12 protein-coding genes are annotated in these 12,373 nt (G+C 72.2%); 6 read left to right on the top strand and 6 right to left on the bottom strand.

Annotated features, from left to right (window positions below):
* Nucleotides 1–98 precede the first annotated feature (98 nt).
* From SAM23877_RS24400 to SAM23877_RS24385, 4 genes are all read left to right on the top strand, one after another.
* Nucleotides 99–1,061 carry an ABC transporter ATP-binding protein gene (locus SAM23877_RS24400; protein WP_053137190.1) on the top strand — a complete coding sequence of 321 codons (963 nt, stop codon included), beginning with the start codon at nt 99–101 and terminating at the stop codon, nt 1,059–1,061.
* Nucleotides 1,058–1,834 (top strand): ABC transporter permease, encoded by a 777-nt coding sequence (locus tag SAM23877_RS24395; protein WP_079030399.1) that lies wholly within the window; start codon nt 1,058–1,060, stop codon nt 1,832–1,834. Before SAM23877_RS24400 ends, SAM23877_RS24395 begins: the two co-directional genes overlap by 4 nt.
* A gap of 149 nt (nt 1,835–1,983) precedes the next feature.
* A complete protein-coding gene (locus tag SAM23877_RS24390) occupies nt 1,984–3,309 on the top strand; it encodes an ABC transporter ATP-binding protein (protein WP_053137184.1) in 1,326 nt (441 codons plus the stop codon).
* On the top strand, nt 3,306–4,178 hold the full coding sequence (locus SAM23877_RS24385; protein ID WP_053137180.1) for an ABC transporter permease: 873 nt from the start codon (nt 3,306–3,308) through the stop codon (nt 4,176–4,178). Before SAM23877_RS24390 ends, SAM23877_RS24385 begins: the two co-directional genes overlap by 4 nt.
* A 6-nt stretch (nt 4,179–4,184) precedes the next feature.
* Here the strand turns inward: SAM23877_RS24385 and SAM23877_RS24380 are convergent, their stop codons facing one another.
* Nucleotides 4,185–4,517, bottom strand: a complete 333-nt coding sequence (locus SAM23877_RS24380; RefSeq protein WP_053137178.1) for a hypothetical protein — start codon at nt 4,515–4,517, stop codon at nt 4,185–4,187.
* Between the two features lie 254 nt (nt 4,518–4,771).
* Between SAM23877_RS24380 and SAM23877_RS24375 the strand changes: the two genes are divergently transcribed.
* A complete protein-coding gene (locus SAM23877_RS24375) occupies nt 4,772–5,800 on the top strand; it encodes an LLM class flavin-dependent oxidoreductase (protein WP_053137175.1) in 1,029 nt (342 codons plus the stop codon).
* Nucleotides 5,801–5,870: 70 nt separating this feature from the next.
* Here SAM23877_RS24375 and SAM23877_RS24370 read toward each other — a convergent pair whose 3' ends face one another.
* Entirely contained in the window at nt 5,871–6,263 is a 393-nt protein-coding gene (locus tag SAM23877_RS24370) for an SCO5389 family protein (protein WP_019326839.1), read from the bottom strand.
* 280 nt (nt 6,264–6,543) lie between these two features.
* Between SAM23877_RS24370 and nucS the strand changes: the two genes are divergently transcribed.
* Nucleotides 6,544–7,215, top strand: a complete 672-nt coding sequence (gene nucS, locus SAM23877_RS24365; protein WP_053137172.1) for an endonuclease NucS — start codon at nt 6,544–6,546, stop codon at nt 7,213–7,215.
* Nucleotides 7,216–7,290: 75 nt separating this feature from the next.
* On the opposite strand, the gene SAM23877_RS24360 is transcribed toward nucS, so the two are convergent.
* The 4 genes from SAM23877_RS24360 to SAM23877_RS24345 all read right to left on the bottom strand — a co-directional run bounded on the left by SAM23877_RS24360 (nt 7,291) and on the right by SAM23877_RS24345 (nt 12,358).
* Nucleotides 7,291–9,951 (bottom strand): ATP-binding protein, encoded by a 2,661-nt coding sequence (locus tag SAM23877_RS24360; RefSeq protein WP_053137170.1) that lies wholly within the window; start codon nt 9,949–9,951, stop codon nt 7,291–7,293.
* 277 nt (nt 9,952–10,228) lie between these two features.
* Nucleotides 10,229–10,552: an STAS domain-containing protein gene (locus SAM23877_RS24355; protein WP_003973611.1), complete on the bottom strand. Its 324-nt coding sequence runs from the start codon at nt 10,550–10,552 to the stop codon at nt 10,229–10,231.
* A gap of 179 nt (nt 10,553–10,731) precedes the next feature.
* Nucleotides 10,732–11,580, bottom strand: a complete 849-nt coding sequence (locus tag SAM23877_RS24350; protein WP_053137167.1) for a 3-hydroxyacyl-CoA dehydrogenase family protein — start codon at nt 11,578–11,580, stop codon at nt 10,732–10,734.
* 136 nt (nt 11,581–11,716) lie between these two features.
* A complete protein-coding gene (locus SAM23877_RS24345; RefSeq protein WP_053137164.1) occupies nt 11,717–12,358 on the bottom strand; it encodes a TetR/AcrR family transcriptional regulator in 642 nt (213 codons plus the stop codon).
* Between the last annotated feature and the right edge of the window lie 15 nt (nt 12,359–12,373).

Below are 12,373 nucleotides of genomic sequence, written 5' to 3'. Positions count from 1 at the left end.
CGCGCCGGACGTCCGCCGGCCGAACAACCGCGTAACAAGGACGAGGCCTTCTGTCACTGGGGTGGCAGAGGGCTTCGTCACGTTCTAGCGTGGGCGCCATGATCGAGCTCGAGGGGCTGACCAAGCGGTACGGCGAGAAGGTGGCGGTCAACAATCTCTCCTTCACCGTCAGACCCGGCATCATCACGGGCTTCCTCGGCCCCAACGGTGCGGGCAAGTCGACGACCATGCGGATGGTGCTGGGCCTCGACCGTCCCACCGCGGGGGACGTCCGGATCGACGGCAAGCACTACCACCAGCTCCAGGACCCGTTGACGTACATCGGCGCGCTCCTGGAGGCCAAGGCCTGGCACGGCGGGCGCAGCGCCCACAACCACCTGCTGTGGCTCGCGCAGAGCAACGGCATCCCGGAGCGCCGGGTGCGCGAGGTGCTGGACACGGTCGGGCTCACCGCGGTCGCCCGGAAGAAGACCAAGGGCTTCTCCCTGGGCATGGGCCAGCGGCTCGGCATCGCCGGCGCGCTGCTCGGCGACCCGCGCATCCTGATGTTCGACGAGCCGGTCAACGGGCTCGACCCCGAGGGCATCCACTGGATCCGCAATCTGATGAAGACCCTGGCCTCCCAGGGCCGTACGGTCTTCGTCTCCTCCCATCTGATGAGTGAGATGGCGCTGACGGCGGATCATCTGGTGGTCATCGGTCAGGGCCGGTTGCTGGCGGACACCTCGATGGCGGAGTTCATCGCGGAGAACTCGCGCAGCTACGTCCGGATCCGCACGCCGCAGCGCGAGCGGCTGCTCGACGTACTGCACGGCGAGGGCATCGCCGTCGTCGAGAGCGGCGCCGAGGTCCTGGAGGTGGACGGCGACAAGGCGGAGGCCATCGGTGAGCTGGCGGCGCGGCACCAGCTGGTGCTGCACGAGCTGAGCCCGCAGCGGGCCTCGCTGGAGGAGGCGTTCATGCAGCTGACCGCGGAGTCGGTGGAGTACCACGCGCACGACGGGCAGCCGCCCGGCCCGGTGCCGCAGCAACAGTGGGGCAGCGACTGGAGGAAGGGATGAGCATGGCGGCGACACAGGTCGTCCGGTCCGAGTGGACCAAGATCCGGTCGGTCGCGTCCACCGTGTGGACGCTGGGCCTCGCCGTGGTCGTCACCATCGCCCTCGGCATGCTGATCTCGGCGCTGTCGAAGAGCGAGTTCGACAACATGGGCCGGGAGGACCAGCTCACCTTCGACCCCACCTTCATCAGCTTCGCCGGGACGAGCCTCGGTCAGCTCGCGATGATCGTCTTCGGCGTGCTGGTCGTGGCGAACGAGTACAGCTCGGGCATGATCCGCACCTCGCTGGCCGCCGTGCCGCGCCGCGGTCTCTTCCTGTTCAGCAAGATCGCGGTGGCCACCGCACTGGCGCTGGTCGTCAGCATGATCACCAGCTTCGCCACCTTCTTCCTCGGGCAGATGATGCTCGGTGATCTCAAGGCGTCGATCGGCGACCCGGGTGTGCTGCGCGCGGTGATCGGCGGCGGGCTGTACATGACGCTCATCGCCCTGTTCTCGATGGGCGTCGCCGCGATGCTGCGCTCGCCGATGCTGTCGCTGGGCATCCTGATGCCGTTCTTCTTCCTGATCTCCAACATCCTGGGCAACGTCCCCGCCACGGAGAAGGTCGGCCGGTTCCTGCCCGACCAGGCCGGCAGCAAGATCATGCAGGTGGTGACGCCGATCGACGACGACGTGCCGTACGGCCCGTGGGGCGGCCTCGGGATCATGGTGCTGTGGGTGATCGCCGCGCTCGTCGGCGGCTACCTGGTGCTGAAGCGACGCGACGCCTAGGAAGAGGGGGCGGCGGACGCCTGTCGAGGGGTTTCGTACGGGGTCGGATTTTGCCCCGGCTTGAACGGAACCGTCAGTGCCTCGATATCCTCCTAACCCTTACGGGGGCGTGTGCCCTGCTGTCCTGAACCTTTCGATGGGTGCGGAGCATGATCGAGGCTGTCGGCCTGACCAAGCGCTACGGCGACAAGACCGCTGTGTACAACCTGTCCTTCCAGGTGCGGCCCGGAGCCGTCACCGGCTTCCTCGGCCCCAACGGGTCGGGCAAGTCGACGACGATGCGCATGATCCTCGGCCTGGACAACCCCACGGCGGGTCACGTGACGATCGGGGGCCACCCGTACCGCAAGCTGCCCAACGCCCCCCGCCAGGTCGGTGCGCTGCTCGACGCCAAGGCGGTGCACGGCGGCCGCTCCGCCCGCAACCACCTGCTGAGCCTGGCCCAGCTCTCGGGCATCCCGGCCCGGCGCGTGGACGAGGTGCTCGGCGTGGTGGGGCTCCAGGACGTGGCCAAGCGGCGCTCCAAGGGCTTCTCCCTCGGTATGGGCCAGCGGCTCGGCATCGCCGCCGCCCTGCTCGGCGACCCGCAGGTGCTGCTGTTCGACGAGCCGGTCAACGGCCTCGACCCCGAGGGCATCCACTGGGTGCGCAACCTGATGAAGGCGCTCGCGGCGGAGGGCCGCACCGTCTTCGTCTCCTCGCACCTGATGAGCGAGATGGCGCTCACCGCCGACCACCTGATCGTCATCGGGCGCGGCCAGCTGCTCTCCGACATGAGCGTGAAGGACTTCATCTCGGCCAACTCCGCCGACTTCGCGCGCGTGCGCACCCCGGACACCGACCCGCAGCTGCGCGAGAAGCTGACCTCCGCGCTGACCGAGGCGGGCGGGCACGTGATGCCCGAGCAGGACGGCGGGCTGCGGGTGACCGGCCTGGCCCTCCCGCGGATCAGCGACATCGCGCACGACAGCGACGTACGGCTGTGGGAGCTGTCGCCGCACCAGGCCTCGCTGGAGGAGGCCTACATGCGGATGACGCAGGGCGCCGTCGACTACCGGTCGACCGCCGACCAGCGGGCCGGGCTCCAGCAGCCGCTGCCGCCCGGGGCGCAGCCGCCGATGCCGGTGCCCGGACAGGGCCAGCCCGGCTGGTACGCCCCGCCGCCGCCCCATCAGGGGGTGCAGCCCTTCCCGGCGCCGCAGGGCGCGCCGGGGCAGGCCCCGGCGGGACCCTACGGGGTACCGGCCGCACCGGGGGCGGCGCCGGCCGGTCGGCCGGCCAACCCGTACACGGCCCCGCAGGCTCCGCAGGCACAGCCGGCCTCGCACACCCCGCCCGCCCCGCAGGCACATCAGGCCGCCCAGGCGCAGCCGGCCCCGCAGGCGCCCGCCCCCGCGTCGCCGGGCGACGCCCCCTCGCCCGCCCCCGCCCCCGCGCCCGTCACCGACCCGACCCAGCCCGAGGACGCCCGATGAGCACGCCCCAGCCCCCGATGCCGCAGGCCGCACCCGACTGGCAGGCGGCGGCGTCCGGCTCGCCGTACCCCGCCTACACGTCGCCGATCCCGGTGGTCCGTACGCACCTGGCGCACGCGGTCGCCTGCGAGTGGACGAAGATGCGGTCGGTGCGCTCGACGCTGTGGACGATGGGTGTGTTCGTCTTCCTGGTCGTCGGCATCGGTCTGCTGACCGGCTTCGTGGTCGCCGGTTCCTCGCCGGACCAGACCGGTGACAACGCGCTGAGCCTCGGCTTCTTCGGCCTGCTCCTGGGCAGCATGTGCATCATCACGCTCGGGGTGCTGACCACCGCGTCCGAGTACGGGACCGGCATGGTCCGTACCACGATGGTCGCCTGCCCCAACCGCGGCCGGGTGCTCGCCGCGAAGGCCATCGTCTTCTTCCTGGTGGCCTTCGTCGTGACGCTGGTCTCCGCCACGCTCGTGGCCCTCGTGCAGGTGGCGCTGCTGGAGGACAGCGGCGTCCGCGCGCCCGACGGCGGGGAGTGGCTGAAGGCCACCGTGGGCGTGGCGCTCTACATCGCGCTGCTCGGGCTGCTCTCGCTCGCCATGGGCTCGGTCATCCGGCACTCGGCGGGCGCCATCACCATCATGATCGGGACCGTGCTCGCCCCCCTGGTGGTCGCGCTCTTCATGTTCTCGTCGTCCCTGGAGAGCGTGCAGCAGGCGCTGTTCGAGTACTCGATCCCGAACCAGCTCAGCATCTTCTACGCCAACGCCCTCACCGACTCCGGCCCGTCCGGCTGGGACCCGCTGTGGATCATGCTCGGCGTGACCGCGGTCGCGTTCGCCGGCGCCTTCGCCCTGCTGGAGAAGCGGGACGTGTAGGAGCGCTCAGAACCTCGGCGCGTTCCGGGACCGCTGCACCCGTGTGGTGCGGCGGTCCTTCGCGTTCCAGCAGGCCTTGTGCCAGTGGCGCCGTTCGTCGACGCCCGAGTGGGCCGGCCAGGCCACCACGTGCGGGACCCCGTCCGGGATCAGCTGGTCGCAGCCGGGGCACCGGTACGACTTCCCCTGCGCGCTCGCGCCCGCCACGTGCCGTACGCTCCAGTCCTCGCCCCGCCAGCTCTCCGCCGACTGCCAGCCGCCGTAGCGGCCGGAGCTGTCGTCCTCGGCGCTCCGGCCGGGCGAACCGGCTCCCTTGGGTCGGTTGCGACGCGGGGACACAGGACACCTCACGGAGCTATACAGGAAGCAGGGACCGCGTCCAGCCTACGCGGCGCCAGGCGGGGTACGCGTACGGCACCAACCACCACAACTCCCCCACGCAGACTTCTCCGAGGGCCGTTCCACCCCCTCCGCAACGGCCGATTCTGCAGACAATCCGCAAATCCCTCCGCCCGACCGTGTCCTCGGCACGTGTCAGGCGGTTATGCCCTGTGGGGGAGCTCCGGGTCGGAGCCGAGGAAGCAGGAAGAGCGATGCGCGTAGGAAGTTTCGTGTTGGGCGCCCAGTTCCCGGGCCAGGGCCACGGTGAGGCGCTGCACCGCGCCGTCCGCTCGGCCGAGGTGGCCGAGGAGGCGGGGCTCGACGCGGTCTGGCTGGCCGAGCACCACTTCGTGCCGTACGGCACGTGCCCGTCGGCCGTCACGCTGGCCGCGCTGCTGCTGGGCCGCACCCGTCGGCTCCGGGTCGGCACCGCGGTGAGCGTGCTGCCCACCACCCACCCCGTCGCGCTCGGCGAGCAGGCCGCGCTGCTGCACATCACGAGCGGCGGCCGGTTCTCGCTGGGCGTGGGCCGGGGCGGCCCGTGGGTGGATCTGGAGGTGTTCGGCGCGGGTCTGGAGGCGTACGAGCAGGGCTTTCCGGAATCGCTCGACCTGCTGCTGCGCTGGCTGCGCGAGCCGGCCGTCGGCGCCTCGGGGGAACGCTTCCGGTTCCGTGAGGTGCCCGTCGTCCCCCGCCCCTCGGAGGCGCTGTCGGAGAGCCCCGGCCCCGAGGTGGTCGTCGCCTGCACGTCCCCGGCGAGCGTGCGCATGGCGGCCGAGCGGGGACTGCCGATGCTGCTCGGCATGCACGTCGGGGACGAGGAGAAGGCCGAGATGGTCGCCCTGTGGCAGCGGCACGCGCGCGCGGCCGGCCGGCCGTCGGCGGAGATCCACGGCGCGGGCCACGTCTCGGCCGGCGTCTGCCAGATCGCGGACCGGCACACGGACGCGGCGGAGACCCTGCTCAAGGCCATGCCGGGCTGGCTCAGGCAGGGTCTGGGCGCCCATGTCACGGTGGACGGCCGCGCCCGGCGGATGCGCGACCCGCACGCGTACACCGAACTGCTCTGCGGGCTGCACCCGGTGGGCCCGCCCCGGCTGTGCGCCGACCGGCTCGCGGCGACCGGCGAGCGGACCGGCATCACCCGCTTCGCCCTCCTCGTCGAGGGCTCCGGGGACCTCGCGGCGACCGAGGAGAACGTGCGCCGGCTCGGGGCCGAGGTACTCCCCCAGCTCCGCTGAGGGGCGGGCTTGCCACTCCGGTACGCATCGCACCTCCCTCGTACGGAGCGGCAAGCGGACGACCGTCGCGTCAGCAGTCGCGGAACTCGGGGGACTGGTTCAGCACCTGGCTGCGCACCGAGGTGAATCGGGTCAGCGTCTCGTCGACGGAGGAGTCCAACGGGAACACCGCCACCCGGTGGCAGTTCTGGAAGGCCAGCCGCACCCCGAAGTGCCGTTGCAGCGCACCGCGTATGGCGTCACTCGCGAGCGCGCGCAGCAGCTGACCACGCGCCTGCTCGTCCGGCGGGGGCGTCTGGTTGTCGGCGAACGCTCCGCCGTCGACCTTCAGCTGTGCCACCAGACTGCTGACCATCTCCCATGCGTAGGGCAGGGAAGTCCGGACGCAGTCGACGAAGGCTGCTTCGTCGACCTCGCCTCGCTCGGCCTGTTCGAGTAGGGCCGGTGAGACGTCGAGCGACATGGGTTCTCCTCTCGCACCCCCGACTGGCAGGGGTTGCCGGACAGTTGAGGGAGTGCGCGATATTGAACACGCTGAGTACACACTTCGCGACCTCCCGTTCAATACCGTAAGCAACCGATCCTGACGGCACCAGGAGAATGCCTAGATGCGCACCATCCGTTGGGCGCACAATCGGCCAGTGCGCAAGAGGGGGTCAAAGGGAGAAGTGGGACAGTCGCCCAGGCCACCACGGGACGGGCGAATCGCGTCGGGCCGGGCGCGTCGAGTAGCGTTGCCGACCATGCGTCTCGTCATTGCCCGCTGCTCCGTCGACTACGCCGGGCGGCTCACCGCCCATCTCCCCTCGGCGCCCCGCCTGATCCTGGTCAAGGCGGACGGCAGCGTCTCGATCCACGCCGACGACCGGGCCTACAAGCCCCTGAACTGGATGTCGCCGCCCTGCACGCTGAAGGAGGGCACGGGCGAGGAGGAGGGCGTCTGGACCGTCGTCAACAAGGCGGGCGAGAAGCTCATCATCACGATGGAGGAGATCCTCCACGACTCCTCGCACGAACTGGGGGTCGACCCCGGCCTGATCAAGGACGGCGTGGAAGCGCACCTCCAGGAGCTGCTCGCCGACCGCATCGAGACGCTGGGCGAGGGCTACACCCTCATCCGCCGCGAGTACATGACCGCCATCGGCCCGGTCGACATCCTGTGCCGGGACGCCGAGGGCAGGACCGTCGCGGTCGAGATCAAGCGGCGCGGCGAGATCGACGGCGTCGAGCAACTCACGCGCTACCTGGAGCTGTTGAACCGCGATCCGCACCTCGCCCCGGTGCGCGGTGTCTTCGCCGCGCAGGAGATCAAGCCGCAGGCCCGGGTCCTCGCCACGGACCGCGGGATCGGTTGCCAGGTGCTGGACTACAACGCGATGCGGGGCATCGAGGACGACAAGCTGCGGCTGTTCTGAGCGGACGTCGCCCACGACGAGCGGGAGGGCCGGGTCCGTGTGACGGACCCGGCCCTCCCGTGCTGTGTCCGGGGCTCAGATGATCTGCTCCGTCGCCGGGCTCGCACCCCCCGGCGTGCCCGGACCGCCGGTCGCGGTGCCGCTCTGCGAGGCGGTCGAGGGGGTGTCGACGGGGGAACTGGCGGTGGCGGGCGGGGTGCCGGGGCCGCTGGCGCTGTTGGACGTCTCCGGGGCCGTGGGCGGCGCGGTCGTGCCCGTGTCGGTGGGCGCGGGCGTCGTGGGCTCCTCGGTCTCGGTGGGCGTCCCGGGGTCGGTGGGCTCGGTGTCCGTGGGCTTCGGCGACGTCGGCCTCGTCGAGGGTGAGGTCGGCGGCCTGCTCGACTCGTCCGGGGAACCGGAGTCGTCCGGGCTCTCGCTGTCCTGCGGGTCACCGGTGCCGCTGGAGCCGCTCGCGCCGTCCGAGGGCCGTGCCGACTCGCTCGGCGTCGGGTCGTCCGACGTGCCCGGGGTCCCGTCCGGGCCCGGGTCGGCGGGCCGGCCGGTGTCGCCCGGGCTCGCCCCGTCGTCCGAGGGACGGTCCGCGCCCAGGCCGCCGTCGTCGACGCCCTGGCTGGCGGACGGGTTGACGCCGACCTGGTCGGAGGGGTCGCCGGCGTCGTTCTCGGACGTGGCGCCGAGGGTCACCACCGTGCCGAGCACGGCGACGAGCAGCGCGCCCGCTCCGGCGGCCACGAGGTTGCGCCGCGCGAAGCCCTTGATGCCGCCGCCCGCCTTGCGGGACGGCCCACCGGCGGGCTCCCGCCTGGCGACCAGGGTCGGGGACTGCGGAGGCGGCTGGAGCGGCGGGAAGGGCGCGGGCACGCCGGCGGGCGGCGACGCCGACTCCTCGTGCCGGGCGTCGGGCACCTCCTCCCCCGCCGTCGGACCGAACCCCGGGCCCGCGGCGGCCGCGGCGCCGGGTCCGGCACCGGCCGCCGCGGCGCCGAACACGCCCGCGCCGCCGCCCAGCCCCGGCGTGTCCCCGGTGCGGTCGGCGACCAGGGCCAGGGCCCGGCGGCCCGCGACGGCGCCCCGCTTGTCGGACAGCGCGCCGCGCAGCCCGATGGACGCCTCCAGTTCGGCGCGGGCCCGGTCGAGCTGGCCCCCGCACAGGGCGAGGACGCCGAGTTCGTGGTGGAAGTAGGCCTGTTCGGCGACGTCACCGGCGAGCCGGGAGGCCTCGGTGCCGGAGCGCAGCGCCCGCTCCCAGGCGCTCCAGTGCAGCCCGGCGGCGAACGCGGGCGCGGAGGTGCGGGCCAGCTGGACGGCGGGGCTCTCCTCGTCGTCCGCGGGCGGGGTGGTCGTCGGCAGCAGCACGGCGAGGGCGGCCAGGACCGCGTCGGCCTCGGCGCAGACCCGCTCCGGGGTGACCGAGGGGTGCCCTGCCCACCAGGCGTAGTGCTGGGCGGCGGCCAGCGCACGCTCCCGTGCGCCGTCGGCGTATCCGGCGCTCTCCAGCTGGGTGAGCACCCCGGCGGCGAGCCGGTAGCGGGAGCCGACCGGCGAGACCAGTCCGCAGTCGGCCAGCTCGCCGAGGGCGGCGTCCGCGTGGGTGTCGCCGACCAGCGCGGGCAGATGCGCCTGGTGCGGCACCTCGCCGCCGAGCGCGACGGCGAACTCCAGGGTGGTGCGGGCGGAGGCGCTCAGCCGGGAGGCGAGCAGCGGTGCGGGCGCGGCGGCCTCGCCGAGGGACGGCAGGGGTACGTCGTCGCTCTCGGCGGCGTCGTAGGGCGCGTCGTCGGCCGGGCGGGCGTCGGTGAAGACACCGAACTCGTCGACGGCGTCGGCGCCGGCCCGCTGCCGGTCGCGACGGCGCAGCAGGGCACCGGCCTGGACGAAGCGCAGCGGCAGGCCCTCGGACTCGAACCAGAGGTCGCCGGCCCAGTTGGCCTCGTCCTCGGTGAGGGTCCGGCCGGCGGCGCGCTCGAGCAGCTCCACGCCGTCGGAGCGGTCCAGGCCGGTCAGGAAGACCTCTTCCACGGCCGAGTCGGCCGAGGGGGCGGGCACGTCCGGTGTCGCGCCGATGAGGAAGGCGCACTCGGGGGTCGCGTCCAGCAGCTCGTCGAGGGCGGTGCCGCCGAACTCGACGTCGTCCAGGACGACGACCGCTCCGACCTCCCCGAGGTGCCTGAGCAGTTCCTCCCGGTCCGGGCGGTGCAGGGGCGCGCGGTGCACGGCGTGGAAGAGGTCGTGGAGGAGGTCGTCGGCGGTGCGGCGGAATCCGCTGAGCCGGACGACGCCGTCGGGTGCGAGGCCCGCGCAGTCCTCGGCGACGATGTCCAGGAGGCTGGTGCGGCCGGAACCGGCGGGGCCGGTGAGGCGGACGGAACGGCCGCGGGCGAGCAGCCGCACCAGGCGTTCGCGTTCGTCGTCGCGGGCCAGCAGTCCCAGCACGGTGCGGGTCGGCCCCGGCGGCACGGGCGGCCGGGCGGCACGGGCCGCCTCGGCGCGTTCGGCCGCGGTGAGCTTCTCGGGCCGGGCGGGCCGCTCGGCGGGCGGGCAGACCTCGATCTCGCTGCCGTCGACCGGGTTGACGGTGAGCAGGAAGTCTCCGGAGACGAGCTGCACCGTGCGGGCGAGCGCGGGCGTGTGCTGTCCGAAGTCGGTCGTGAGGGGGTCCCTGGGCGGGCGCGGGCGCGGCGCCTGGTGGTCGCCGTCTTGGCCGTACTCCTCGGGTCCCCGGTTGTTCGGGTCCATAGGTTCAAGCCCCCCAAAAGCGTCGTGTGCCGGGTCCCGGTCGGGACCGCCCCTCCCGGCCTTGCCGCACACCGCGCTGTCGCTTCTGGTCCGGGCCCGCCAGTGGGTTCGCGAGGTGGCGGGCAGCCAGACCCTAAACCTTCGCTCAGTATCTCCGACAGGCCGGGGTGCCGACCCGTCCGAGACGTCACGGTCTCGTGAGGATTGCGTGCGTCGGGCGATTCGCCGAGCGGTGTCCGGGTCTCCCCCTTCCGCCGCGCCCCACCGGCCCGCGGCGTCACACCCTGGGCAGGGTCTCCACGCCGATGCCGCCCTCGATGGCCAGGATCCGGTGCAGCCGGGTGGCCACCAGCAGGCGCTGCATCTGCGGTGGCACGCCGCGCAGCACCAGCCGCCGGCCGCAGCGGCCGGCCCGTCGGTGGGCTCCCATGATCACGCCGAGTCCGGTGGCGTCCCAGGAGTCCAGTTCGGACAGGTCCAGCACCAGGTCGCCGACTCCGTCGTCGACGGCCGAGTGCAGGACCGTACGGGCGTCCGCCGCGCTGCGGACGTCGAGGCGGCCCCCGACGACCAGCTCGACGTGGTCGCCCCTGATGTGCATATGCGCTCCCCGGGATGCGTCTTCGTCGTCTCTGCGATTCTTCGATGCTCGGTGTGATCTCTCGGCGGTATCAGGTGTTGCAACCTCTGACTGGCCGAAACGATCGGAGGTTGCCGCCTGTAAGCGAACCGATACCGAATTCACCCCGGCGTGTGACGTTTCCCGGGGCCGATGCGACCTCAGTGCTTGTAGAAGCCCTGCCCGCTCTTGCGGCCGATGTCACCGGCGTCCACCATCCGGCGCATCAGCTCCGGCGGGGCGAACTTCTCGTCCTGCGACTCGGTGTAGATGTTGCCCGTGGCGTGCAGCAGGATGTCGACGCCCGTCAGGTCGGCGGTGGCCAGCGGCCCCATGGCGTGGCCGAAGCCCAGCTTGCAGGCGAGGTCGATGTCCTCGGCGGTGGCGACGCCCGACTCGTACAGCTTCGCGGCCTCGACGACGAGGGCGGAGATGAGGCGGGTGGTCACGAAGCCGGCGACGTCACGGTTGACGACGATGCAGGTCTTGCCGGTGGACTCGGCGAACTCCCGCGCGGTGGCGAGCGTTTCGTCGCTGGTCTTGTAGCCGCGCACCAGCTCGCACAGCTGCATCATCGGGACCGGTGAGAAGAAGTGGGTGCCGACGACCCGCTCGGGGCGCTCCGTCACGGCCGCGATCTTGGTGATCGGGATGGCGGAGGTGTTGGACGCGAGGATCGCCCCGTCCTTCACCAGCTTGTCGAGCGCGCGGAAGATCTCGTGCTTGACCTCGAGCTTCTCGAAGACGGCCTCGACGACGACGTCCGCGTCGGCGGCGGCGTCCAGATCGGTGGTCGCGGTGATGCGCGCGAGGGCGGCCTCGGCGTCGTCGGCGGAGAGCTTCCCCTTGGCGACGAACTTGTCGTACGAGGCCCTGATGCCGTCGGTACCGCGCCGCAGCGCCTCGTCGGTGACGTCGCGCAGGACGACGTCCCAGCCCGCCTGGGCGGAGACCTGGGCGATGCCGGATCCCATGAGACCGGCTCCGATGACGGCGAGCTTCCGTGCCACTGTGCGACTCCCCTGATACGCGCTGTTTCTCTTCTCTCGGCCGGAGATTAGCGGCCGTGAGGGGCTGTGTGACCGGTTAGTAACGCGCGTCACGTCTCAGATGACGGACATCACACCGGGGTGCGTCATCCGGGTGTCAGGCCGCGCCTCGTACGGCGTAGTTGAGCACCTTCTCGCTCAACAGCTCCTCCATCTCGTCCAGCAGCAGGAGCACCTCGCGGGAGACCTGCGAGGGTTTGCCGCCGGCGAGCATGCGCTGCCCGATGGTCGCGACGACCGTGCCGTGCAGCCAGTTGACCTGACCGGCCATCAGGGCGGGTGTGACGTCGTCCTCCGTGCCACCGGTCTCCTCGCGCAGGGTCCGCTCCAGGTCGAGGAGCACCTCCTGGCCGATCGCCCACATGCGCGAGCGCAGGGCGGGCGAGTCCTGGATGACCCTCATGAACGCGGCGTAGCCGTCCATCAGGCCGAGCCGCGGCGAGACCGACTCGACCTCCTCGCGCAGTTCGCGCAGCACGGCCCGCGCCGCCGACTCCCCGACGCGCCGCCCGCGGACCCAGCGGGAGAGGCGGTCGACGACGCCCTTGGAGCGGTCGAGGAAGAGGTCCTCCTTGGCCGGGAAGTAGTTGTAGACCGTGTTGACGGAGACGTTCGCCGCGTCCGCGACCTCCGCCACCGTCACGGCCTCGAATCCGCGCTGAAGGAACAGGCCCGTGGCGACATCGGAGATGTACTGGCGGGTCTGCCGCTTCTTCCGTTCCCTCAGTCCCTCGGCCATGGGGTCATCCTAGCT

The organism is Streptomyces ambofaciens ATCC 23877 (genome assembly GCF_001267885.1).
Taxonomy (GTDB): domain Bacteria; phylum Actinomycetota; class Actinomycetes; order Streptomycetales; family Streptomycetaceae; genus Streptomyces; species Streptomyces ambofaciens.
This window is presented reverse-complemented; position numbering and strand designations above follow the sequence as displayed.

Excerpts from the sequence above, each read along its gene's own strand:
- SAM23877_RS24345 (WP_053137164.1), bottom strand. The coding sequence starts at position 12,358 with ATGGCCGAGGGACTGAGGGAACGGAAGAAGCGGCAGACCCGCCAGTAC.
- SAM23877_RS24360 (WP_053137170.1), bottom strand. The coding sequence starts at position 9,951 with ATGGACCCGAACAACCGGGGACCCGAGGAGTACGGCCAAGACGGCGAC.
- SAM23877_RS24400 (WP_053137190.1), top strand. The coding sequence starts at position 99 with ATGATCGAGCTCGAGGGGCTGACCAAGCGGTACGGCGAGAAGGTGGCG.
- SAM23877_RS24375 (WP_053137175.1), top strand. The coding sequence starts at position 4,772 with ATGCGCGTAGGAAGTTTCGTGTTGGGCGCCCAGTTCCCGGGCCAGGGC.
- SAM23877_RS24385 (WP_053137180.1), top strand. The coding sequence starts at position 3,306 with ATGAGCACGCCCCAGCCCCCGATGCCGCAGGCCGCACCCGACTGGCAG.
- SAM23877_RS24355 (WP_003973611.1), bottom strand. The coding sequence starts at position 10,552 with ATGCACATCAGGGGCGACCACGTCGAGCTGGTCGTCGGGGGCCGCCTC.
- SAM23877_RS24390 (WP_053137184.1), top strand. The coding sequence starts at position 1,984 with ATGATCGAGGCTGTCGGCCTGACCAAGCGCTACGGCGACAAGACCGCT.
- SAM23877_RS24395 (WP_079030399.1), top strand. The coding sequence starts at position 1,058 with ATGAGCATGGCGGCGACACAGGTCGTCCGGTCCGAGTGGACCAAGATC.
- nucS (WP_053137172.1), top strand. The coding sequence starts at position 6,544 with ATGCGTCTCGTCATTGCCCGCTGCTCCGTCGACTACGCCGGGCGGCTC.
- SAM23877_RS24370 (WP_019326839.1), bottom strand. The coding sequence starts at position 6,263 with ATGTCGCTCGACGTCTCACCGGCCCTACTCGAACAGGCCGAGCGAGGC.